The 23039-nt window shown below is 54.8% G+C and carries 18 protein-coding genes and 1 tRNA gene; 3 read left to right on the forward strand and 16 right to left on the reverse strand.

Annotated features, from left to right (window positions below; all coding sequences use genetic code 11):
- The 4 genes from tuf (HGO37_RS01000) to rpsL all read right to left on the reverse strand — a co-directional run.
- On the reverse strand, positions 1 to 1151 hold a 1151-nt coding region (tuf, locus tag HGO37_RS01000), incomplete at its 3' end, for an elongation factor Tu (RefSeq protein ID WP_250981777.1).
- Positions 1152 to 1216: 65 nt separating this feature from the next.
- Positions 1217 to 3316, reverse strand: a complete 2100-nt coding sequence (gene fusA / locus HGO37_RS01005; protein WP_192488630.1) for an elongation factor G — start codon at positions 3314 to 3316, stop codon at positions 1217 to 1219.
- Positions 3317 to 3343: 27 nt separating this feature from the next.
- Positions 3344 to 3814: a 30S ribosomal protein S7 gene (rpsG, locus tag HGO37_RS01010; RefSeq protein ID WP_192488629.1), complete on the reverse strand. Its 471-nt coding sequence runs from the start codon at positions 3812 to 3814 to the stop codon at positions 3344 to 3346.
- Positions 3815 to 3892: 78 nt separating this feature from the next.
- Positions 3893 to 4264: a 30S ribosomal protein S12 gene (gene rpsL, locus HGO37_RS01015; protein WP_003507760.1), complete on the reverse strand. Its 372-nt coding sequence runs from the start codon at positions 4262 to 4264 to the stop codon at positions 3893 to 3895.
- A gap of 511 nt (positions 4265 to 4775) precedes the next feature.
- Between rpsL and HGO37_RS01020 the strand changes: the two genes are divergently transcribed.
- Positions 4776 to 5072, forward strand: coding sequence for a transcriptional regulator (locus HGO37_RS01020; protein WP_192488628.1), 297 nt, complete (start codon positions 4776 to 4778; stop codon positions 5070 to 5072).
- A gap of 71 nt (positions 5073 to 5143) precedes the next feature.
- On the opposite strand, the gene HGO37_RS01025 is transcribed toward HGO37_RS01020, so the two are convergent.
- The 12 genes from HGO37_RS01025 to tuf (HGO37_RS01080) form a co-directional block, all read right to left on the reverse strand.
- Positions 5144 to 6199 (reverse strand): cytochrome-c peroxidase, encoded by a 1056-nt coding sequence (locus HGO37_RS01025; protein ID WP_250981778.1) that lies wholly within the window; start codon positions 6197 to 6199, stop codon positions 5144 to 5146.
- Between the two features lie 317 nt (positions 6200 to 6516).
- On the reverse strand, positions 6517 to 10731 hold the full coding sequence (rpoC, locus tag HGO37_RS01030) for a DNA-directed RNA polymerase subunit beta' (protein WP_192488626.1): 4215 nt from the start codon (positions 10729 to 10731) through the stop codon (positions 6517 to 6519).
- A 183-nt stretch (positions 10732 to 10914) separates the two neighbouring features.
- Positions 10915 to 15051, reverse strand: coding sequence for a DNA-directed RNA polymerase subunit beta (gene rpoB, locus HGO37_RS01035; RefSeq protein WP_250981779.1), 4137 nt, complete (start codon positions 15049 to 15051; stop codon positions 10915 to 10917).
- A 261-nt stretch (positions 15052 to 15312) separates the two neighbouring features.
- Entirely contained in the window at positions 15313 to 15690 is a 378-nt protein-coding gene (gene rplL / locus HGO37_RS01040; RefSeq protein WP_192488624.1) for a 50S ribosomal protein L7/L12, read from the reverse strand.
- A 58-nt stretch (positions 15691 to 15748) separates the two neighbouring features.
- Positions 15749 to 16267 carry a 50S ribosomal protein L10 gene (gene rplJ / locus HGO37_RS01045; protein WP_250981780.1) on the reverse strand — a complete coding sequence of 173 codons (519 nt, stop codon included), beginning with the start codon at positions 16265 to 16267 and terminating at the stop codon, positions 15749 to 15751.
- A 359-nt stretch (positions 16268 to 16626) separates the two neighbouring features.
- Positions 16627 to 17322 carry a 50S ribosomal protein L1 gene (gene rplA / locus HGO37_RS01050; RefSeq protein ID WP_192488622.1) on the reverse strand — a complete coding sequence of 232 codons (696 nt, stop codon included), beginning with the start codon at positions 17320 to 17322 and terminating at the stop codon, positions 16627 to 16629.
- 2 nt (positions 17323 to 17324) lie between these two features.
- Entirely contained in the window at positions 17325 to 17756 is a 432-nt protein-coding gene (gene rplK, locus HGO37_RS01055; RefSeq protein ID WP_138790887.1) for a 50S ribosomal protein L11, read from the reverse strand.
- A gap of 136 nt (positions 17757 to 17892) precedes the next feature.
- On the reverse strand, positions 17893 to 18423 hold the full coding sequence (nusG, locus tag HGO37_RS01060) for a transcription termination/antitermination protein NusG (protein ID WP_250981781.1): 531 nt from the start codon (positions 18421 to 18423) through the stop codon (positions 17893 to 17895).
- A gap of 19 nt (positions 18424 to 18442) precedes the next feature.
- Positions 18443 to 18643: a preprotein translocase subunit SecE gene (gene secE, locus HGO37_RS01065; RefSeq protein WP_192488620.1), complete on the reverse strand. Its 201-nt coding sequence runs from the start codon at positions 18641 to 18643 to the stop codon at positions 18443 to 18445.
- Between the two features lie 194 nt (positions 18644 to 18837).
- Positions 18838 to 18913: transfer RNA gene (locus tag HGO37_RS01070), tRNA-Trp, on the reverse strand.
- A 449-nt stretch (positions 18914 to 19362) separates the two neighbouring features.
- Positions 19363 to 19854, reverse strand: a complete 492-nt coding sequence (locus HGO37_RS01075; RefSeq protein WP_250981782.1) for a GNAT family N-acetyltransferase — start codon at positions 19852 to 19854, stop codon at positions 19363 to 19365.
- A gap of 83 nt (positions 19855 to 19937) precedes the next feature.
- Positions 19938 to 21113, reverse strand: a complete 1176-nt coding sequence (gene tuf, locus HGO37_RS01080; protein WP_192488619.1) for an elongation factor Tu — start codon at positions 21111 to 21113, stop codon at positions 19938 to 19940.
- 434 nt (positions 21114 to 21547) lie between these two features.
- On the opposite strand from tuf (HGO37_RS01080), the gene HGO37_RS01085 reads away from it, so the two are divergent.
- Together HGO37_RS01085 and HGO37_RS01090 are read left to right on the forward strand one after the other, a co-directional pair.
- The gene (locus HGO37_RS01085; RefSeq protein ID WP_250981783.1) at positions 21548 to 22183 is read left to right on the forward strand and encodes a TerC family protein; all 636 of its coding nucleotides are present in this window, start codon (positions 21548 to 21550) and stop codon (positions 22181 to 22183) included.
- A 627-nt stretch (positions 22184 to 22810) separates the two neighbouring features.
- A complete protein-coding gene (locus tag HGO37_RS01090; protein ID WP_250981784.1) occupies positions 22811 to 23014 on the forward strand; it encodes a hypothetical protein in 204 nt (67 codons plus the stop codon).
- Positions 23015 to 23039 lie beyond the last annotated feature (25 nt).

A 23039-nucleotide genomic window follows, 5' to 3' on the forward strand; every position in this document is an offset into this window, starting at 1 on the left:
CCAGCGCCGACGGTACGGCCGCCTTCGCGGATAGCGAAGCGCAGCTTTTCTTCCATCGCGATTGGAACGATCAGTTCGACTTCAACGGTAACGTTGTCGCCTGGCATAACCATTTCCGTGCCTTCTGGCAGCGAAACGATACCAGTAACGTCAGTTGTACGGAAGTAGAACTGAGGGCGGTAGTTCGTGAAGAACGGTGTATGACGGCCGCCTTCTTCCTTCGTCAGGATGTAGGCTTCTGCCATGAACTTCTTGTGAGGCTTAACAGAACCTGGCTTGCAAAGGATCTGACCACGCTCAACACCGTCACGGGTAACACCGCGAACCAGTGCACCGATGTTGTCGCCAGCCTGGCCCTGATCGAGCAGCTTGCGGAACATTTCAACGCCGGTAACAGTCGTCTTAGACGTCGCCTTGATGCCGACGATTTCAACTTCTTCACCAACCTTGACGATACCGCGCTCAACGCGACCGGTAACAACAGTACCACGGCCAGAGATCGAGAACACGTCTTCGATTGGCATCAGGAACGGCTGGTCGATTGGACGCTCTGGTGTTGGGATGTAGGCGTCAACCTGAGCCATCAGCTCACGAATAGCGTCTTCACCGATCTTCTTGTCAGAATCGTTAAGAGCAGCAAGAGCCGAACCCTTAACAACAGGAACGTCGTCGCCTGGGAAGTCGTAGGAAGAAAGAAGTTCACGAACTTCCATTTCTACGAGCTCGAGCAGTTCTTCGTCGTCGACCTGGTCAACCTTGTTGAGGAACACGACCAGAGCAGGAACGCCAACCTGACGAGCAAGCAGGATGTGCTCGCGGGTCTGTGGCATTGGGCCGTCAGCAGCCGAGCAAACCAGGATCGCGCCGTCCATCTGGGCAGCACCGGTGATCATGTTCTTCACGTAGTCGGCGTGGCCGGGGCAGTCAACGTGTGCGTAGTGACGGTTAGGCGTCTCATACTCAACGTGGGCTGTCGAAATGGTGATACCACGAGCCTTTTCTTCAGGAGCAGCGTCGATTTGGTCATACGCCTTGAACTCGCCGAAGTACTTGGTGATTGCGGCCGTCAACGATGTCTTGCCGTGGTCAACGTGACCGATCGTGCCGATGTTAACGTGAGGCTTATTGCGCTCAAACTTGCTCTTTGCCATTATTGGCTCTCCATTCTTATCCCTGAAAGGGAATAAACCTTAAAATTTTTGTGTGGGTATTCCGGTCACTTCTGACCGGAATACTTTGCCTGGATTTCAGCAGCTACGTTGCTTGGAACAGGCGAATAGTGATCGAACGTCATCGAGTACTGTGCGCGACCCTGCGACATGGAGCGAAGGTTGTCGACGTACTTGAACATGTTCGCAAGAGGAACATGCGCGCTGATCACGATCGTGATGCCACGCGATTCCTGACCCTGGATCTGACCGCGACGCGAGTTCAGATCGCCGATAACGTCACCGACGTAATCTTCTGGGGTAACAACTTCGACCTTCATCATCGGCTCGAGAAGCTGTGCACCAGCCTTCTTTGCTGCTTCACGGAAGCAAGCACGCGATGCGATTTCGAACGCCAGAACAGACGAGTCAACATCGTGGTATGCACCATCGATGAGAGTTGCCTTGACACCCAGCATCGGGAAGCCAGCCAGAGGACCGGAAGACAGAACGCTTTCGATACCCTTCTGAACGCCTGGGATGTATTCCTTAGGAACAGCACCACCAACGATCTTGGACTCGAACTTGAAGTCTTCGCCTTCTGGGTTCGGTTCGAAGATGATCTTCACACGAGCGAACTGACCGGTACCACCGGACTGCTTCTTGTGTGTGTAATCTTCTTCGTGCAGCTTCGTGATCGTTTCACGGTAAGCAACCTGCGGAGCACCAACGGTCGCTTCAACCTTGAACTCGCGACGCATACGGTCAACGAGAATGTCGAGGTGAAGTTCGCCCATGCCAGCGATGATTGTCTGACCGGATTCTTCGTCAGTCTTGACGCGGAACGAAGGATCTTCAGCAGCCAGGCGGTTGAGCGCGAGGCCCATCTTTTCCTGGTCGCCCTTGGTCTTCGGTTCGATCGCGATCTGGATAACCGGCTCAGGGAATTCCATGCGCTCAAGGATAACCGGCTTCAACGGATCGCAAAGCGTGTCGCCCGTTGTGGTTTCCTTGAGGCCAGCCAGAGCAACGATGTCGCCAGCAAAGGCTTCTTCGATGTCTTCACGGCTGTTGGAGTGCATCTGAAGCATACGGCCGACGCGCTCACGCTTGTCCTTGACCGTGTTGATTACAGATGTGCCCTTTTCGAGCTTGCCCGAGTAGATACGTGCGAAGGTGAGCGAACCAACGAATGGGTCGTTCATGATCTTGAACGCGAGCATGGAAAGCGGCTCGGAATCATCAGCGTGACGCTCGATTTCAGCTTCGGTCTTGAAGTCGATGCCCTTGATCGCAGGAATGTCCAGCGGAGAAGGCAGGTATTCAACAACAGCGTCGAGAAGCGGCTGAACGCCCTTGTTCTTGAACGCAGTACCGCAGAACATTGGGTGGAACTTCACGTCGATGGTGCCGCGACGAACGAGAGCACGAATCTTGTCGTTGTCTGGGTAGTTACCTTCGAGGTAAGCTTCCATTGCTTCTTCGTCGATCTCGACAACAGTCTCGATCAGCTTCTCGCGATATTCTTCAGCCTTAGCCTTCATATCTTCTGGGATCTCAACAACGTCCCACTGTGCGCCGAGCGATTCGTCGCGCCATACGAGAGCGTTCATTTCGATGAGATCGATCACGCCCTTGAATTCGGTTTCTGCACCGATTGGCAACTGCATGACAACAGCTGTCGCGCCGAGACGGGTCTTGATCATTTCTACCGAGCGGTAGAAGTCAGCACCGGTCTTGTCCATCTTGTTGCAGAAGATCATACGCGGAACGTTGTACTTCTCAGCCTGACGCCATACGGTTTCAGTCTGCGGCTCTACACCAGCGTTGGCGTCGAGCAGAGCAATAGCACCGTCGAGTACACGCAGCGAACGCTCAACTTCAATCGTGAAGTCAACGTGGCCGGGGGTGTCGATGATGTTGAAACGACGCATCTTGCCATCGCGACCCTTCCAGAAGGTCGTGGTAGCAGCAGAAGTGATGGTGATACCACGCTCCTGCTCCTGTTCCATCCAGTCCATCGTGGCAGCGCCATCATGAACTTCGCCGATCTTGTGCGACTTACCGGTGTAGTAAAGAATACGCTCGGTTGTGGTCGTCTTGCCGGCGTCGATGTGCGCCATGATACCGAAATTGCGGTAGTCTTCGATTTTATATTCGCGAGCCATAACGGACTGCCTTTCGGATCGGTTAGATTACCAACGGTAATGCGAGAATGCGCGGTTAGCGTCAGCCATCTTGTGCGTGTCTTCACGCTTCTTGACAGCCGAACCGCGGTTGTTCGCAGCATCCATGAGTTCGCCGGACAGGCGATCGACCATGGTTGTTTCGTTGCGCTTACGAGCAGCAGCGATCAGCCAGCGGATTGCGAGGGCCTGACGACGCTCAGGACGAACATCAACAGGAACCTGGTATGTCGCACCACCAACGCGGCGAGAACGAACTTCAACGTGCGGAGCAACGTTATCGAGGGCCGAATGGAACACGCCGAGCGGCTCCTGCTTCGTCTTGCCCTGAACGGCGTCGAATGCGCCGTAAACGATGCTTTCAGCAACGGACTTCTTGCCATGAAGCATGATAGCATTCATGAACTTGGTGACGATCAGATCGCCGAACTTTGGATCCGGGTTGATCTCACGCTTTTCTGCACTATGGCGACGGGACATACTGTTTGTCTCTCAAATGTTATTGACGCTCAACCACGCGGAGAACCTCGCGCAGCGCCGAATTTGTTAATTGCCGAATTACTTCGGACGCTTCGCACCATACTTGGAGCGGCGCTGCTTACGGTTCTTTACACCCTGCGTATCGAGAACGCCGCGGATGATGTGGTAACGAACACCTGGCAAGTCCTTTACGCGGCCGCCGCGGATCATGACTACAGAGTGTTCCTGAAGGTTGTGGCCTTCACCAGGAATGTAGCCGATGACTTCGAAGCCATTCGTCAGACGGATCTTGGCAACCTTACGAAGAGCCGAGTTAGGCTTTTTAGGGGTCGTCGTGTAAACGCGTGTGCAAACGCCGCGCTTCTGTGGGTTTTCCTGCAGAGCAGGAACCTTATTACGCTTTACCTGTGCCTGGCGTGGCTTGCGGATAAGCTGGTTTACGGTAGGCATACAACCATCCCTTAGTATCTATCGCCCTCTCGGGCCGACGTTATGCCGTTTCCGGCGGTGGCACACGCTATACTTCATGCGCAAAACGTGGCCCAATCCGAATGATCGGATGGACCACAAAGGCAGAGGACGTATCGCTACGTCGTGCGTGCAGCATTCGTGTCTTCAACGTGCGTTGGACCCAGTTTGAGCAGATATCCGGAACGAGTCATTCCGAACGGCCAAACCTCATACAGGTTCCGATGGGCGGCGTACTACTGTTTTACCCCTACTTCGTCAAGGGTGAATCCACATTTTGTCCCGCAGCACCGGCCTTCTCGGGCTTTCGTTTAGCATATTTACCGCTGCTGTTAATCTGTTTCATCAATATATCGGCCAAAACACGTATTCCGTATTGGGCTTTATACCAAAGCCGTCTATTGATTCTTCAAGCGACGCTTTGTGACACCATCACCGTGGCTGTTCGTCAGCACACAGCAAAAAAACGGCCTTCAGGAGCAAGGAGAACACCATGACCCTCCCCCATAATGATAACGACAACGGATCGGTTGACCCCATGGTATTCATCGTCATAGGCAAGGCTTATGAACGGGATGGCGACGAAGGCATCGACATCCACGTGATCCTACGTGCACCCGATGATGACACAGCCGTCCGCGACACGCTGAATGCACTTTCGGAGGAAGGTTTCCTCGAGGCCGACCTCGACCAGATCGGCATGCTGACGGAGATCCCCGACGAAGAGCCGCATGCCTCGGCCTATCAGGGTGCGCTGGAAGGCGAAGTCGCCATTATCCGCTTCGCATAACCCTTATAGCCAAAACAGACAAACCGCCTGTCACCAGGCGGTTTTCTTTTTTAAACAGTAAACAGATCGTATCAGTTGTTGATATTGGCCGTTGGCTTCGGTGTAGTGGCCGTTTCAGCCGGCAAGATCGGATAGATGATGTCGGGAGCCTTGCCGGTCAGCGATCCCAGAAACGCCACGATCAGATCGACATCCTGATCATTCAGCTCCTCGCCCAGCTGCGCAGTGCCCATCACCGCCACCGCCTGCTTCAGGTCCCAGACCTTGCCCGAATGGAAGTAAGGCGCGGTCAGCGCCACATTGCGAAGTGGTGCAGCACGGAACACATATGAGTCGTCAGCCGTGTTTGTCACCGCAAAGCGACCTTTGTCATTTTCAGGCAAAACATCGCCACCTGGCTTCTCCACCAGACCGAATGGATAGTACCCTTCCCCGCCGACATTGATGCCGCTGTGGCACGAGGCACAGCCCTTGTCCATGAACAGCTGCAGGCCCTGTCTTGCCTCCAGCGTCAGTGCGTTCTCATCCCCATTCAGATAGGCATCGAAGGGTGCCGGCGTGATCAGCGTGGCTTCAAAGGCTTCAATCGCCTTGGCGAAATTATCGAAGGTAACCGGGTCGTCCTCACCGGGGAATGCCGCCTTGAACCACGCGACATATTGCGGCATCGAATTGAGCGTCGCGACCACCTTCACTGGCGTGTTGGCCATCTCCACACCGGCCTGCACCGGGCCTTTCGCCTGCGCCTTCAGGTCATCCGCACGGCCATCCCAGAACTGGGCAACGTTGAACACCGCGTTGAACACGGTCGGTGAATTGCGCGGTCCCTTCTGCCACCCGTGGCCGATCGACGTCTCGAGATTATCGTCACCGCCGGTTCCGACATTGTGGCATGAGTTGCATGAAAACACCCCCGAAGCCGACATGCGCGGATCAAAGAACAGTGCCTTGCCGAGCGCTATCTTCTCGGCCGTGATCGGGTTGTCCTTGACCGCTGGAATGGTTGAGGGCAGCGGCCTGAATATCTCAAGTGCGCTTTGCCGCAACTCGGCCGGAACCGGGTCCGCCGCATAAACGGCCGTGGTTGCCAAAACTCCGGCAGCCAATGTGTATAGAAATTTCCTCATAACAGCCTCCGTTCGCCGACCCTGCCTTCCTGGTTTTAAGCAACAGGGCCGGCCCTTCAGTTGGGAAGCAAATCCCCTGCCCTTGCGGGCTCCTGGTTGGGAAGATCTGCGTCCTGTGAACGGATTAAAATTAGAATAAATAAAAACTGGTCCTTTGCGATGGATCAACGGCAAGAGGCCACCAAACACAAAAACGCCCGAATTGCTTCGGGCGTTTAGGTTTATCAATTCTGGAGGGTGCGGCAAATTGGCACCCATTAGACCATCGATCCGAAGCAGGTATCGTGCACCGAAATGATGCACGACACCGGAGCGAATTACTCGCCGGCAGGAACCGTTTCGTCCTTGGTCATGTCGCGCAACATCTGCGTTGCGGAGTCCGAACCAGTGGACTTCTTGCGCTCTTCGATGATCAGCTCGTCGCGTGTCGTCGCGATGCGGCGGATCTGGGTCATGGTACCGCCCGTACCGGCCGGGATAAGGCGACCGACGATAACGTTTTCCTTCAGACCCTGAAGCGTGTCCATCTTGCCGGCGATTGCAGCTTCCGTGAGAACCTTTGTGGTTTCCTGGAACGAAGCAGCCGAGATGAAGGACGGCGTCTGCAGCGATGCCTTGGTGATACCCAGAAGAACTGGTTCGCCGTAGGCAGGCTTCTTGCCTTCCTCGATCAGACGATCATTCATGTCGTCCATTTCGATGCGGTCGACATTGTCACCCACGATGTACTGGCTGTCACCAGCATCCGTGATTTCAACCTTCTGCAGCATCTGGCGAACGATCACTTCGATGTGCTTGTCGTTGATGACAACGCCCTGCAGACGATAGACTTCCTGGATTTCGTTCACGAGGTAGGAAGCCAGAGCCTCTACACCCTTGATCGCCAGAATGTCGTGCGGAGCTGGGTTACCGTCGAGGATGTAGTCACCCTTTTCGATGTAGTCGCCTTCCTGAAGGTGGAAGGGCTTGCCCTTCGGGATCAGATATTCGACTGGCTCTACACCATCTTCAGCAGGCTCGATGATGACGCGACGCTTGTTCTTGTAGTCGCGGCCCAGACGGATCGTACCATCGATTTCGGCGATGATAGCGTGGTCCTTTGGACGACGGGCTTCGAACAGTTCAGCAACGCGTGGCAGACCACCCGTGATGTCCTTGGTCTTGGCGCTTTCCATTGGCGAACGTGCAAGCACATCACCCTGGGAAACCTTCGTGCCCGGTTCTACGGACAGAATTGCGTCAACCGACAGCAGGAAGCGGGCTTCACCACCACGAGAAAGCTTGGCAATGTTGCCGGAAGCATCCTTGATAACGATGGCAGGCTTGAGGTCCGAACCGCGAGGTGTCGAACGCCAGTCAATAACCTGACGCTTGGTGATACCGGTGGATTCGTCGGTTGCTTCCAGAACCGAGAGACCATCGACCAGGTCTTCGAACTGAACAGTACCTTCGACTTCCGTCATCATTGGGCGTGTGTATGGGTCCCACTCGGCGAAACGCTGACCGCGCTTAACCTTGTCACCGTCATCCACGAAAATCTTCGAACCGTATGCAACGCGCTGCGAAGAACGCTCAACGCCACGCTCATCGAGAATGGTGATGGCCATGTTACGGCCCATCGCGATGAGGACGCCTTCAGAGTTGCGCAGCATATTGCGGTTCTTGATCTGGATCGTACCTTCGTACGATGCTTCAAGGAACGACTGGTCAACCACGTTCGCAGTACCACCAAGGTGGAACGTACGCATGGTCAGCTGGGTGCCCGGCTCACCGATGGACTGAGCAGCGATAACGCCCACTGCTTCGCCCATGTTAACCGGAGTACCGCGTGCAAGGTCACGACCGTAGCAAACGCCGCAAACGCCTACCTGGATTTCGCAGGTCAGAGCCGAACGGATACGAACGGACTGGATGCCAGCCTTTTCGATGATTGCCACTTCAGCTTCGTCGATCAGCTTGCCAGCCTTGACGATGTTCTCGCCAGTGACCGGGTTGTCGATGTCGTCGAGAGCCGTACGACCAAGAATACGTGCGCCGAGCGAGGCAACAATCTGACCGGCATCGACGATGGCAGTCATTGTCAGGCCCTTGTCGGTGCCGCAATCGTTGGAGTTGACGATGCAGTCCTGCGCGACGTCAACGAGACGACGTGTCAGGTAACCGGAGTTAGCCGTCTTCAAGGCCGTATCTGCAAGACCCTTACGGGCACCGTGTGTCGAGTTGAAGTACTCGTTCACGGTCAGGCCTTCCTTAAAGTTCGAAATGATCGGCGTTTCGATGATTTCGCCCGAAGGCTTGGCCATCAGACCGCGCATACCACCGAGCTGACGCATCTGGCTTGGCGACCCACGGGCGCCGGAGTGCGACATCATATAGATCGAGTTCATTGGCTTCTGGCGACCGGTTTCCGGATCGAACTCCACAGCCTTAATGCGAGCCATCATCTCTTCGGCGACCTTTTCGGTAGCCTTGCCCCAAGCGTCAACAACCTTGTTGTACTTTTCGCCCTGGGTGATGAGACCATCATTGTACTGCTGTTCGTATTCCTTCACCAAGGCTTCCGTTTCACCAACGATTTTCACCTTGGTGTCCGGGATAACCATGTCGTCCTTGCCGAACGAAATGCCGGCGCGGCAAGCATGGGAGAAGCCGAGCTGCATGATGCGGTCGCAGAAAATGACCGTGTCCTTCTGACCGCAATGACGGTAGACCGTGTCGATCATCTTGGAGATGTTCTTCTTGGTCATTTCCTGGTTGCAGGTGTCGAATGGCACGTTGACATTCTTCGGCAGCAATTCACCAATCAACATACGGCCAGGCGTTGTTTCATGGATCTTCGAAACCGGCTTGCCATCGGCATCAACGGTCTTGAAGCGACCGCGAATTTTCGAGTGCAGCGTCACAACCTTGTTTTCAAGGGCGTGATGCAGTTCGCCGATGTCGGAGAAGGCCATGCCTTCGCCAGGCTCGTTCTGGTTCATGATCGACAGGTAGTACAGGCCGAGAACCATGTCCTGCGAAGGAACGATAATCGGGTGACCGTTTGCCGGATGCAGAATGTTGTTGGTCGACATCATGAGAACGCGGGCTTCAAGCTGCGCTTCCAGAGAAAGCGGAACGTGAACAGCCATCTGGTCACCGTCGAAGTCGGCGTTGAAGGCCGTGCAGACGAGCGGGTGCAGCTGAATGGCCTTGCCTTCAACCAGCATTGGTTCGAAGGCCTGGATACCCAGACGGTGCAGCGTCGGTGCGCGGTTCAGGAGAACCGGATGCTCGCGGATAACCTCGTCGAGGATATCCCAAACTTCTGGCTTTTCCTTTTCAACCAGCTTCTTGGCCTGCTTGACGGTCGAGGAGTAACCCTTTGCGTCGAGACGGGCGTAGATGAACGGCTTGAACAGCTCGAGCGCCATCTTCTTCGGCAGGCCGCACTGGTGCAGCTTCAGTTCAGGACCGGTCACGATAACCGAACGACCGGAATAGTCGACGCGCTTACCGAGAAGGTTCTGACGGAAGCGGCCCTGCTTGCCCTTGAGCATGTCGGACAGCGACTTCAGCGGACGCTTGTTGGCACCGGTGATGACGCGACCGCGACGACCGTTGTCGAACAACGCATCGACAGATTCCTGCAACATGCGCTTTTCGTTACGGATAATGATACCCGGCGCACGAAGCTCGATCAGGCGCTTCAGACGGTTGTTACGGTTGATAACGCGGCGATACAGATCGTTCAGGTCGGAGGTCGCAAAACGGCCACCATCCAGCGGAACCAGCGGACGCAGGTCCGGAGGAATAACTGGAACAACCTTCATGATCATCCACTCGGGACGATTGCCTGACTCCATGAAGTTCTCAACGATCTTGAGACGCTTCATCAGCTTCTTCTGCTTGAGGTCCGAAGTGGTTTCGGCAAGCTCAACGCGCAGATCGCCAGCGATCTTCTCAAGGTTCATCGAAGCCAGCATTTCATAGATGGCTTCAGCGCCGATCATGGCGGTGAACTGATCTTCGCCGAACTCGTCGACGGCAATCATGTACTCTTCTTCGGACAGAAGCTGGTTCTGCTTCAGAGAAGTCAGGCCTGGCTCGGTCACGATGTAGTTTTCGAAGTACAGAACGCGCTCAACATCTTTCAGCGTCATGTCGAGCAATGTCGAGATACGCGAAGGAAGCGACTTCAGGAACCAGATGTGGGCAACAGGTGCTGCCAGTTCGATATGGCCCATGCGCTCACGGCGAACGCGCGACAGCGTAACTTCGACGCCGCACTTTTCGCAGATGATGCCCTTGTACTTCATACGCTTGTACTTGCCGCACAAGCATTCGTAGTCCTTGATCGGTCCGAAAATACGCGCGCAGAAAAGACCGTCGCGTTCCGGCTTGAAGGTACGATAGTTGATGGTCTCTGGCTTTTTGATTTCGCCATAGGACCAGGAGAGGATCTTCTCAGGCGACGCAATCGAAATCCGGATGGAATCGAAATGCTGCGCTGGCACCTGAGGATTGAACAGATTCATGACCTCTTGGTTCATGCCTTGTCTCCTTGAGAGGCTTGTTGTCGCCTCTGTTTGCATCTGGACCAGTCGTTCCCGGGATAACTGGTCAGTGCCTAAAACACGATTAACCGCGAAATGCGGCGAAACTATCCGCCTAAGGGCAATGCCCTTTTGGAAGAAACCGGCAGGCGCCGCTTTCGGCGCCTGCCTTGGTCATCTTTATTCCGCCGCGTCAGGCAGTTCGGAGCTTTCCTGGGCCTCGAGCTTGGAGTTCTCCAGCTCAACGGAAAGACCGAGCGACCGCATTTCCTTGACGAGAACGTTGAAGCTCTCAGGAATACCGGCTTCGAAGGTGTCGTCGCCGCGGACGATCGCTTCGTAAACCTTGGTACGGCCGGCCACGTCGTCCGACTTGACGGTGAGCATTTCCTGCAAGGTGTATGCTGCGCCGTAAGCTTCCAGTGCCCAGACTTCCATTTCCCCGAAGCGCTGTCCGCCGAACTGCGCCTTACCACCGAGCGGCTGCTGGGTGACGAGCGAGTATGGACCGATCGAGCGAGCGTGGATCTTGTCGTCGACAAGGTGGTTCAGCTTGATCATGTACATGTAGCCGACGGTCACCTTACGGTCGAACGTCTCACCTGTACGGCCATCATAGAGAACCGACTGGCCAGAGTCGTGCAGACCAGCTCTGGTCAGCATCTCAGCAACGTCAGGCTCATGCGCACCGTCGAAGACCGGCGTCGCAATCGAAACGCCCTTCTTGGACTGCTCGGCAAGTCTGAGCAGGGACTCGTCGTCGAAGTAAGCGACTTCATCCTTGGCATCAGAAGCATACACTTCCGTCAGCTCGCGCTTCAGGTCAGTGATATCAAGCGTCTTGTGATACTCATCCAGCATCTCGCCGATTTTCTTGCCCATACCGGCGCAAGCCCATGCAAGGTGCGTTTCGAGAATCTGGCCGACGTTCATGCGCGATGGCACGCCCAGCGGGTTCAAGCAGATGTCGACATGCGTACCGTCTTCCAGGAACGGCATATCTTCAACAGGCACGATACGCGAGACAACGCCCTTGTTACCGTGACGGCCGGCCATCTTGTCGCCTGGCTGGATCTTGCGCTTAACAGCAACGAACACCTTGACCATCTTCATGACGCCTGGAGGCATTTCGTCGCCACGCTGAACCTTTTCGACCTTGTCCATGAAGCGCTGTTCAAGGCGCGACTTGGATTCGTCGTACTGGCCACGCAGAGCTTCGAGTTCGGCCTGGGCCTTCTCGTCCTCAACGGCAAACATCCACCACTGCGAACGCGGGTATTCAGAAACAACGAGGTTTGAAAGCTCGGTGCCCTTCTTGAAGCCCTTCGGTCCAGCGATCGAAACCTGACCACGCAACATGTCGATCAGACGGCCATAGACGTTACGGTCCAGGATAGCCTGTTCGTCGTCACGGTCCTTGGCCAGACGTTCGATTTCTTCGCGTTCGATAGCCATTGCACGTTCGTCTTTTTCAACGCCGTGACGGTTGAACACGCGGACTTCAACGACCGTACCAAATGTGCCAGGAGGCATGCGCATGGAGGTGTCGCGAACGTCAGATGCCTTTTCACCGAAGATGGCGCGCAGAAGCTTTTCTTCCGGCGTCATCGGGCTTTCACCCTTCGGCGTGATCTTGCCAACCAGGATATCGCCAGGCTGAACTTCCGCACCGATGTATACGATACCGGCTTCGTCGAGGTTCTTCAGGGCTTCTTCCGAAACGTTCGGAATATCGCGCGTGATTTCTTCAGGACCAAGCTTGGTGTCGCGGGCCATCACTTCGAATTCTTCGATGTGGATGGAGGTGAACACGTCGTCGGAAACGATGCGTTCGGACATCAGGATGGAGTCTTCGTAGTTGTAGCCGTTCCAAGGCATGAACGCGACGAGCGCGTTGCGGCCAAGTGCCAGGTCACCGAGATCGGTCGATGGACCGTCAGCAATGATGTCACCCTTGTTCAGAACGTCACCGACAGTCACCAGCGGACGCTGGTTGATGCAGGTGTTCTGGTTCGAACGCTGGAACTTCTGCAGACGATAGATGTCAACGCCGGACTTACCAGCATCGAGATCTTCCGTTGCACGGATAACGATACGGGTCGCGTCGACCTGATCGACTACACCGCCACGACGAGCTGCGATAGCAGCGCCGGAGTCACGGGCAACGATCGGCTCCATACCGGTTCCGACGAACGGAGCCTCGGCACGGACGAGCGGAACGGCCTGACGCTGCATGTTCGAGCCCATCAGAGCGCGGTTGGCGTCGTCGTTTTCCAGGAACGGGATGAGAGCCGCAGCGACCGAAACGAGCTGCTTCGGCGAAACGTCCATCAGGTTGATGTTGTCGCGTGGCGCCAGCATAACTTCGCCCGAGTGACGGCAAACAACGAACTCTTCCGAGAACGAACCATCAGTTTCAAGCGACGAGTTAGCCTGTGCAACGTAATACTTGGCCTCTTCCATAGCGGAGAGGTAGATCACGTCTGTTGTCACCTTGCCGTCAACGATCTTGCGGTACGGGCTTTCGATGAAGCCGTACTTGTTGACGCGGGCAAAGGTGGCCAGCGAGTTGATCAGACCGATGTTCGGGCCTTCCGGCGTTTCAATCGGGCAAATACGACCGTAGTGGGTCGGGTGAACGTCACGGACTTCAAAGCCTGCGCGCTCGCGGGTCAGACCACCAGGTCCAAGAGCCGAAAGGCGGCGCTTGTGGGTGATTTCCGAAAGCGGGTTCACCTGGTCCATGAACTTCGACAGCTGCGAAGAACCGAAGAACTCGCGAACGGCAGCAGCGGCTGGCTTTGCGTTGATGAGATCCTGCGGCATCACGGTGTCGATTTCGATCGAGGACATACGTTCCTTGATCGCACGTTCCATGCGCAGCAGACCCAGACGGTACTGGTTCTCCATCAACTCACCGACCGAACGAACACGGCGGTTGCCGAGGTTGTCGATGTCGTCGATTTCGCCCTTGCCGTCACGCAGTTCGACCAGCATCTTGACCACGGCCAGGATGTCTTCCTTGCGCAGTGTACGCACGGTGTCTTCTGCATCGAGGTCGAGACGCATGTTCATCTTCACGCGGCCAACTGCGGAAAGATCGTAACGCTCAGCATCGAAGAACAGCGAGTTGAACATCGCTTCAGCCGAATCCATGGTCGGCGGCTCGCCCGGACGCATGACGCGGTAGATATCGAACAGAGCGTCCTGACGGTTCTCGTTCTTGTCGGCAGAAAGCGTGTTGCGGATGTAGGCGCCAACATTGACGTGGTCGATGTTGAGAACCGCGATTTCTTCCAGGCCAGCGTTCAGAATAACGCCGAGGGTCTTCTCGTCGATTTCATCACCAGCTTCGAGGTAGATTTCACCCGTTGCGTAGTTAACGATGTCTTCGGCCAGGAAGTTACCGTACAGGTCTTCGTCGGTTGCCTTGAGAGCCTTGAGGCCCTTCTCGGACAGCTGACGCAGCAGACGCGGGGTCAGCTTCTTGCCGGCTTCAACAACAACTTCGCCGGTGTCGGCATCAACCATTTCGGTGATGACCTTGGCGTTCTTCAGCACTTCAGGCTGGAACGGAATACGCCAGCCATCGCCTGCACGCTTGTAATCAGAGCTTGTGTAGAACGTCGACAGAATTTCTTCGCCGTCCATACCGAGCGCCATCAGCAGCGAGGTAACAGGCAGCTTGCGGCGACGGTCGATACGCGCGTAAACGACATCCTTGGCATCGAATTCGATGTCGAGCCAGGAACCGCGGTAAGGAATAACGCGAGCAGCGAACAACAGCTTGCCGGAAGAGTGGCTCTTGCCCTTGTCGTGATCGAAGAATACGCCCGGCGAACGGTGCATCTGAGACACGATAACGCGCTCGGTACCGTTCACGATAAACGTACCGTTGTTGGTCATGAGCGGCATGTCGCCCATGTAAACCGACTGTTCCTTGATGTCCTTGATGGACTTCGCGCCTGTATCCTCGTCAATATCAAACACGATGAGGCGCAGCGTCACTTTCAGTGGCGCTGCGTAGGTCAGGTCGCGCTGACGGCACTCTTCAGTGTCGAATTTTGGCTGTTCGAATTCGTAGGATACGAATTCAAGCATGGATGCGCCTGAGAAGTCTGTGATTGGGAATACAGACTTGAAAACAGCATTCAATCCCTCGTCGGGACGACCGCCCTTAGGCTCGTCAACCATGAGAAATTGGTCATACGAAGCCTTCTGAACCTCAATGAGGTTTGGCATTTCCGCTACTTCTGGAATTTTGCCGAAAAACTTGCGTACGCGCCTGCGACCGTTAAACGAAAGGGTCTGAGCCATCGTCGCTCCTTTAATAATTGCATCCGGGCCTGCAACGGACGGGGTTCGCTGGCCAGTCGATCCCGTCAATTAATGGGTATAATCAATCTCGTTTCACGTCCCGAACGGTAAGGCCGGATTGCCTGTACAGCGCGGTTCGAAACTATTCTCTTGAAGAACCCATTACCCAAAAGCCATTTTCACGCGGCTTTTGGGTAATTGGTTTCAGCGGAACAGCAAACGGGAGACGGCTTTTGCCATCTCCCGTAAGTAGTACCGATATTACTTAACGTCAACCTTGGCGCCAGCATCCTCAAGTTTCTTCTTGAGGTCAGCAGCTTCTGCCTTGGAAACAGCTTCCTTAACAGCCTTAGGAGCACCTTCAACGAGGTCCTTAGCTTCCTTCAGGCCGAGACCTGTGATAGCGCGGACTTCCTTGATGACGTTGATCTTGTTGGCGCCAGCGTCAACCAGGATAACGTCGAATTCTGTCTTTTCTTCTTCAGGAGCAGCAGCAGCAGCACCGCCGCCAGCAGCAGCAACTGCTACAGGAGCAGCAGCGGAAACGCCCCACTTTTCTTCGAGAAGCTTAGACAGTTCTGCAGCTTCCAGAACGGTCAATGCGGAGAGGTCGTCAACGATCTTTGCGAGATCAGCCATTTTTTAGTTCCTTTAATTCGGTTTGAACCGGTTTGAATATTTACAGCGAAAAACCGCCTTAAGCGGCTTCGTCCTTCTTTGAGTAAGCCGAGAACACGCGGGCAAGCTGGCTTGCCGGTGCTGCAACAACCGTAGCGACGCGAGTTGCCGGGGCATTGAGAAGGCCCAGCAGCTTTGCGCGCAGCTCGTCCAGCGAAGGCAGGGTCGCAAGCGACTTTACTGCGTCCGCGTTGAGCGCGGTTGCACCCATGGCGCCGCCGAGAATAACGAGCTTGTCGTTAGTCTTTGCGAAGTCCATGACGACTTTCGGAGCGATCATTGGATCAGTGCTGTATGCAATCAGCGTCTGTCCTTTGAAAAGACCAGTGATCTCTTCTGACTCCGTACCCTGAAGAGCGATCTTGGCCAGACGGTTCTTCGCGACTTTAACTGTGCCGCCCGCAGCACGCATTTTTGAACGGAAGTCGTTCATCTGCGCAACGGTGACGCCAGCATAGTGGGCCACGACAACCGAACCGGAAGCCTTAAAGACTTCGTTCAGCTCCGTGACGAATTCGCGTTTTTCCGCTCTTTCCACTGTCTGTCTCCAGTTGACAGGACCGCAATCATGCAGGCCCCATCGGGTTTGCCTTTGCCCCAAGAAACCTTGATAAATCAAAGTCCCGAGTGACGCTCGAGGATCCTGTCCCCCTGCTCTCTCACCCGAAGGCTGAAGGCACAAGGCACACCAGGTTCAAACCAGATTATTAAGCACCACAGGGATGCGAAAATCGGGCTCGTACCCGTCTCATGTAGGTTAACGTGATTAAGGCCAAATTCCTGAAAAGGAAAAAGGCCACCTACAATCTCGGACAGGAATTCCGGATTTCTCCGGAAACTTCCGGCCGGTGAGGCCGGAAATTCTTGTGTAACAACCCCATGCGGGGATTGTCGAAATTATGCAGTAACCGACGATGGGTCGATGCGAACGCCAGGACCCATGGTCGAGGAGATCGCTACGCGCTTGACGTAGTTACCCTTTGCACCAGCAGGCTTGGCCTTGATGACCGCGTCAGCAAATGCCTTGATGTTTTCTTCAAGAGCCTTGGCGTCGAAGGAAGCCTTGCCGATACCAGCATGGACGATACCAGCCTTCTCAACACGGAACTCGACAGCGCCGCCCTTGGAAGCCTTAACGGCACCAGCAACATCCATCGTAACCGTACCAACCTTCGGGTTAGGCATCATGCCACGTGGGCCGAGAACCTTACCGAGGCGACCGACCAGCGGCATCATGTCCGGAGTGGCAATGCAACGATCGAAGTCGATCTTGCCGCCCTGAACGATTTCGAGCAGGTCTTCTGCACCAACGATGTCAGCGCCAGCAGCCTTGGCTTCATCAGCCTTGGCACCACGAGCAAAAACAGCAACGCGAACGTCACGGCCTGTGCCGTTGGGCAAGTTGACAACGCCACGAACCATCTGGTCAGCGTGACGTGGGTCAACGCCGAGGTTCATCGCAACTTCAACGGTCTCGTCGAACTTGGCTACAGCCCGTTCCTTAACCATCGAGATGGCGTCGGTGAGGACGTAGAGCTTGTTAGCATCAACGCCTTCGCGTGTCTTCTGTACGCGCTTTGCAAGCTTTGCCATGATCAACCTACCACTTCCAGGCCCATGGCGCGGGCAGAGCCCTCAACCATTGCCATTGCGCCTTCGATATCGGCAGCATTGAGATCCTTCATCTTGGCTTCTGCGATCGTCTTGACCTGAGCCTTGGTGATGGAACCAGCCTTTGCGCCCTTACCCGGTGTCTTGGAACCGGATTGAATCTTAGCTTCCTTCTTGAGGAAGTAAGTTACAGGAGGCTGCTTCATCACGAATGTGAAGGACTTGTCCTGGTAGTAGGTGATGACGACCGGAATCGGCATACCCTTTTCCATTTCCTGCGTAGCAGCGTTGAACGCCTTGCAGAATTCCATAATGTTAATGCCACGCTGACCAAGCGCAGGACCAATTGGCGGGGACGGGTTAGCCGATCCTGCCTTGACCTGAAGCTTGAGCTGGCCTGCAACTTTCTTAGCCATATCTCTCTGCCTTTCAAATCGAACCGGTTGCCCGGCTCATATGCCGGAAACTCCGGCGGCTGCGGTTGCGTGGTACGATGCTGACCCGGCTAGAGCCAGCAGGTCTTCCACGCGATTAGAGCTTTCGCTCTTCCAATCAGACCTTCTCGACCTGACTGTATTCCAGCTCGACCGGCGTAGCGCGGCCGAAAATCGAAACTTCCACCTTGAGGCGCGAACGCTCTTCGTCGACATCTTGAACAACACCGTTAAACGATGCGAACGGACCGTCGGAGACGCGAACCTGCTCACCAATCTCATAAGAGATCGAAGACTTCGGACGCTCTACACCCTCCTGAACCTGACCGAGAATACGATCAGCTTCAGAATCAGGAATAGGAACAGGCTTGTTGTCCGAACCCAGGAAACCCGTAACCTTCGGGGTATTCTTGATGAGGTGGTACGCTTCATCCGTCAGGTTTGCGCGAACCATCACGTAACCTGGGAAGAACTTGCGTTCGCTATCGACCTTGCGACCGCGACGAACCTCAACAACCTTTTCAGTCGGAACGAGAATCTTTTCAAAGAGATGCTCAAGCCCCTTCTGGCGAGCCTTCTCCTCGATCGACTCAGCGACCTTCTTTTCAAAATTTGAATATGCGTGAACGATATACCAGCGCGCTACCATCTTTATCTCCGGAAATCCGTTACTGACCGACGCTCAGCACAAGGCGAAGCAACCAGCCGATGAGTTGGTCAGCTGCGAAAAAGAAAAGCGCAGCCACAATAACCATGACGAGCACCATGGCCGTCGAAATCATGGTCTCGCGGCGCGATGGCCAGGTAATTTTTGACGCTTCCGAGCGAACCTGCTGAAGAAACGCAAATGGATTGGTTTTGGATGCCATTGACTGCCCACGCAATTACGGCACGTAAAGCCGATAAATCAGCCCCACGCACCGCGTGTCTGTTTTACCCTACATAAACGCCGATTCTCAATTTAACAAGAGGAAATCGACATTCAATGAACTCCACCGGAAATCCCATCCGGCCCTTCCAGCCAACATGCCGCAAATTAAACGCGCTTGTCATTGCTGGAAAATGGCAGGGGCAACCGGGCTTGAACCGATGACCTGCGGTTTTGGAGACCGCCGCTCTACCAACTGAGCTATACCCCTTCACTCCGACCAACCGTGGATGTTTCCATCTCCGTAATCGGTATGCGGCTCTTTAAGACGCCCTGAAACGAATGGCAAGGGTGTTTTTTCTTTTTCCTGCAAAGAGTAACGGGAAAACTCTCTAGCCCTTATTTTTTCGTTCCGATTTCAGGGCGCATTCCCGGTTCTCTCCAGTGCCCGGCGCATTTTCAAATGTGCACCGCGTTCCCAGTGGATTGCCGCACACCTTGTGAAGCACCTTGAAACCAACGCATCTGCCGTCTGGCCCGCGATAACCCGGACCACCTTTACAACCACAGCCCTTGCAGGCTGGTCGATCCGGGCAACTTTGCGCACCAACTGGCGACGCAAAGGCCGGCCCCACCAGAAACCCGGCCAGAATCACAGTCTTCAGCATTCCCAGCAAATGATTCGCACCCCAAAACCCCGTGTCACCACGGGTAGACACATCATTTCAAGGAGATGCAATAGAACTTTGTATCAACAGCCATCACAGGGAAGCGCTTTGGCAGCGTCTCTTTTTCCACTTCGGCAAAGCCATTCTTTTCATAGAATCGATGCGCGGCCAGAAACTTGTCCGTCGTGCCGAGGTAGATTTGTGTAATGCCGCTGCGCCTTGCCTCCTCAAGCAGGTGACCGAGCAGCTTCGCCGCAACACCCAATTCCCTGCCGCGCGCCTGCTCCGCCACGAACATCTTGCGCAGGGCGCCCTGCCCCTCACCAATATCCTTGAGGGCAATCGTACCGACGATGTCGCCGTCGAGCTTCGCCACCCAGAAACCGCCCGCACCGGACTGATAGAAGCCAGGGATATCACTGAGATCAGGCTGGTCTTGCGCCGTGATCGCAATACCAAACTCGTCTTGCTGGATCTTGACGATAAGCGCCGTTACCGCATCACGCTCCGTTGGTGCAAATGCGCTGATTTCGACAAATTGCATCGTGCGGCTCCCCTGTTATGCCCAAAACAGAAAAGCCCCGCTGTTTCCAGCGGGGCTCTCAATCCATCCCTTACGGGAAAGAATTATTCGATGATCGAGGCAACGATACCAGCGCCGACGGTACGGCCGCCTTCGCGGATAGCGAAGCGCAGCTTTTCTTCCATCGCGATTGGAACGATCAGTTCGACTTCAACGGTAACGTTGTCGCCTGGCATAACCATTTCCGTGCCTTCTGGCAGCGAAACGATACCGGTAACGTCAGTTGTACGGAAGTAGAACTGAGGACGGTAGTTCGTGAAGAACGGTGTATGACGGCCGCCTTCTTCCTTTGTCAGGATGTAGGCTTCTGCCATGAACTTCTTGTGAGGCTTAACAGAACCTGGCTTGCAAAGGATCTGACCACGCTCAACACCGTCACGGGTAACACCGCGAACCAGTGCACCGATGTTGTCGCCAGCCTGGCCCTGATCGAGCAGCTTGCGGAACATTTCAACGCCGGTAACAGTCGTCTTAGACGTCGCCTTGATGCCGACGATTTCAACTTCTTCACCAACCTTGACGATACCGCGCTCAACGCGACCGGTAACAACAGTACCACGGCCAGAGATCGAGAACACGTCTTCGATTGGCATCAGGAACGGCTGGTCGATTGGACGCTCTGGTGTTGGGATGTAGGCGTCAACCTGAGCCATCAGCTCACGAATAGCGTCTTCACCGATCTTCTTGTCAGAATCGTTAAGAGCAGCAAGAGCCGAACCCTTAACAACAGGAACGTCGTCGCCTGGGAAGTCGTAGGAAGAAAGAAGTTCACGAACTTCCATTTCTACGAGCTCGAGCAGTTCTTCGTCGTCGACCTGGTCAACCTTGTTGAGGAACACGACCAGAGCAGGAACGCCAACCTGACGAGCAAGCAGGATGTGCTCGCGGGTCTGTGGCATTGGGCCGTCAGCAGCCGAGCAAACCAGGATCGCGCCGTCCATCTGGGCAGCACCGGTGATCATGTTCTTCACGTAGTCGGCGTGGCCGGGGCAGTCAACGTGTGCGTAGTGACGGTTAGGCGTCTCATACTCAACGTGGGCTGTCGAAATGGTGATACCACGAGCCTTTTCTTCAGGAGCAGCGTCGATTTGGTCATACGCCTTGAACTCGCCGAAGTACTTGGTGATTGCGGCCGTCAACGATGTCTTGCCGTGGTCAACGTGACCGATCGTGCCAATGTTAACGTGTGGCTTGTTCCGCTCAAACTTGCTCTTTGCCATGTGAATTGCTTCCTGTGAACGTGAAGTAGTTTCCCCGGCGAACCGGTTTGGTGTCGCCGTTTAAGGCTTTGTAAGCGAATGCGCAAGACTTAATTGTCAAACAGAAATACCGTTCGACCCTCAATGCGCGATATAAGCGTGCTTACGTGCCGTTAAGGGCCCTATATAAGAAGAAGAGTGCGCGGTGCAAGCACAAGGGAGCGGCGACTTTAGTGCCCCCCGACCGGCCAGATGATTCCCTGCCACAAAATGACTTTATTGTGATTTGCCATGCAAGATATGGTTTACGGCAAGTTTCCGATGTCATATGACGCCTGTTAATCGCCTTGGGGAGAAAGGCGACGGGCCAAGCCCGAAATCACATTTCCTGCCTTCACTGACATTGTTAGACGCTTTCTCCTGCGCCGCCCCATCATCCGCTTCAGGATATATCCATGGAAATTTTCACCGCCGCCGGATTTACGGCATTCATTCAGGTTATCGCCATCGATCTCGTGCTCGCCGGCGACAACGCTATCGTTATCGGCCTTGCTGCAGCCGGCCTTCCCGCACATCTGCGCCGTAAAGCCATTCTGATCGGCATTATCGCCGCAACCGTGCTGCGTATCGGTTTTGCCGCCGTAACCGTACAACTCCTCGACATTGTTGGCCTTCGTCTCGTCGGCGGTCTGTTGCTGGCTTGGGTATGTTGGAAGATGTGGGTCGAACTGCGCGAGCAGAACGGTTCGATGGAAGACGAGGTCACGGACGATGAAGCCGACCTGACCAAGGGACACAAGACGTTCTTCCAGGCAGCCATGCAGATCGTCATTGCCGACGTTTCCATGTCGCTGGACAATGTGTTGGCTGTGGCTGGTGCGGCACAGGAACACCTGACGGTTCTGGTGATCGGCCTCGTCGTTTCCATCGCCCTGATGGGTCTGGCCGCAAACTTCGTTGCGAAGCTTTTGCACCGCTACCGCTGGATTTCCTATCTCGGCCTGATGGTCATTATCTATGTTGCCCTCAACATGCTCTATCATGGCGGCGTCGAAGTCTGGCCTTACGTCCAGCCATATCTTGGCCAGTAACCAGCAATAAATGCCTCGTTTTCGGCAAACCAAACAGTAAACAACTGGTTTGCCGGAAACATGTCTCAGTCATATATGGCTGTGGTTTCGAAACAAAACGGGGCGCGACGTGCATTTCGTCAATTTTTGTTCCGCATTTTAACAGCAAACGAATAAGTCGTTAACTGAACTTGTTCAGCAAGCCTCAACAGATCTTGGACAATATGGCCCCAGAACACCTCATGATGAGGTGCCTTGCATGGGATGTACCATATGTTTATCGACGCTATCGTTACCCTTACTTTGATTATTGCGCCTCTCTATCTTTTCTTCCGCTGGGTTCAGGCGGATTCGGAAAGACAGGACAAGCCGACATCAAACGGACCTGCTTCCTTTCGATAAAGACAGCAGCACCGAAAGCACGCGGCGATAAACCGCTCCGCCCCTCCCGGTTTTCAAATTCTCTTTCATAGCTTGTGATCGGCTTTTGCTCTTACGGTTCCGTACCGTAGGAATGCGATGCACATCACCCAAATGGGGCATTACAACAGCCCATTCTGGTGTTGAATTAACATCTCGTTCACCATAAGCTACCTGCTTCCGCGCCCGTATCGTGCTGGCGCGGCTGCAAAAACCATGAAAGAGTTCATGCACACACCAGTCCTGATCACCGCCTATGTGCTGATTGCAGCCATTTTCATTGCCTATACCGGCATTGAAATCCTGCGCGACAATACAAAGCCGCGTTTCGCTCACTGGATTGGCATCAGCCTGTGCACCCTCTGGCCGGCACTGGTTGTCATGGCACTCATTTCTGTCTTTGTAGGCAGAATGCGCCTCAGCCAAAGCTGAACTCAAAGCGAACCGACCTCACGTC

This window comes from Rhizobium sp. CG4 (assembly GCF_023701965.1).
GTDB lineage: Bacteria > Pseudomonadota > Alphaproteobacteria > Rhizobiales > Rhizobiaceae > Agrobacterium.

Bases quoted from the DNA above. Each gene is read 5' to 3' on its own strand.
- fusA (WP_192488630.1), bottom strand. From the start codon at position 3,316: ATGGCTCGCGAATATAAAATCGAAGACTACCGCAATTTCGGTATCATG.
- rpsG (WP_192488629.1), bottom strand. From the start codon at position 3,814: ATGTCCCGTCGCCATAGTGCAGAAAAGCGTGAGATCAACCCGGATCCA.
- rpsL (WP_003507760.1), bottom strand. From the start codon at position 4,264: ATGCCTACCGTAAACCAGCTTATCCGCAAGCCACGCCAGGCACAGGTA.
- HGO37_RS01020 (WP_192488628.1), top strand. From the start codon at position 4,776: ATGACCCTCCCCCATAATGATAACGACAACGGATCGGTTGACCCCATG.
- HGO37_RS01025 (WP_250981778.1), bottom strand. From the start codon at position 6,199: ATGAGGAAATTTCTATACACATTGGCTGCCGGAGTTTTGGCAACCACG.
- rpoC (WP_192488626.1), bottom strand. From the start codon at position 10,731: ATGAACCAAGAGGTCATGAATCTGTTCAATCCTCAGGTGCCAGCGCAG.
- rpoB (WP_250981779.1), bottom strand. From the start codon at position 15,051: ATGGCTCAGACCCTTTCGTTTAACGGTCGCAGGCGCGTACGCAAGTTT.
- rplL (WP_192488624.1), bottom strand. From the start codon at position 15,690: ATGGCTGATCTCGCAAAGATCGTTGACGACCTCTCCGCATTGACCGTT.
- rplA (WP_192488622.1), bottom strand. From the start codon at position 17,322: ATGGCAAAGCTTGCAAAGCGCGTACAGAAGACACGCGAAGGCGTTGAT.
- rplK (WP_138790887.1), bottom strand. From the start codon at position 17,756: ATGGCTAAGAAAGTTGCAGGCCAGCTCAAGCTTCAGGTCAAGGCAGGA.
- nusG (WP_250981781.1), bottom strand. From the start codon at position 18,423: ATGGTAGCGCGCTGGTATATCGTTCACGCATATTCAAATTTTGAAAAG.
- secE (WP_192488620.1), bottom strand. From the start codon at position 18,643: ATGGCATCCAAAACCAATCCATTTGCGTTTCTTCAGCAGGTTCGCTCG.
- HGO37_RS01075 (WP_250981782.1), bottom strand. From the start codon at position 19,854: ATGCAATTTGTCGAAATCAGCGCATTTGCACCAACGGAGCGTGATGCG.
- tuf (WP_192488619.1), bottom strand. From the start codon at position 21,113: ATGGCAAAGAGCAAGTTTGAGCGGAACAAGCCACACGTTAACATTGGC.
- HGO37_RS01085 (WP_250981783.1), top strand. From the start codon at position 21,548: ATGGAAATTTTCACCGCCGCCGGATTTACGGCATTCATTCAGGTTATC.
- HGO37_RS01090 (WP_250981784.1), top strand. From the start codon at position 22,811: ATGCACACACCAGTCCTGATCACCGCCTATGTGCTGATTGCAGCCATT.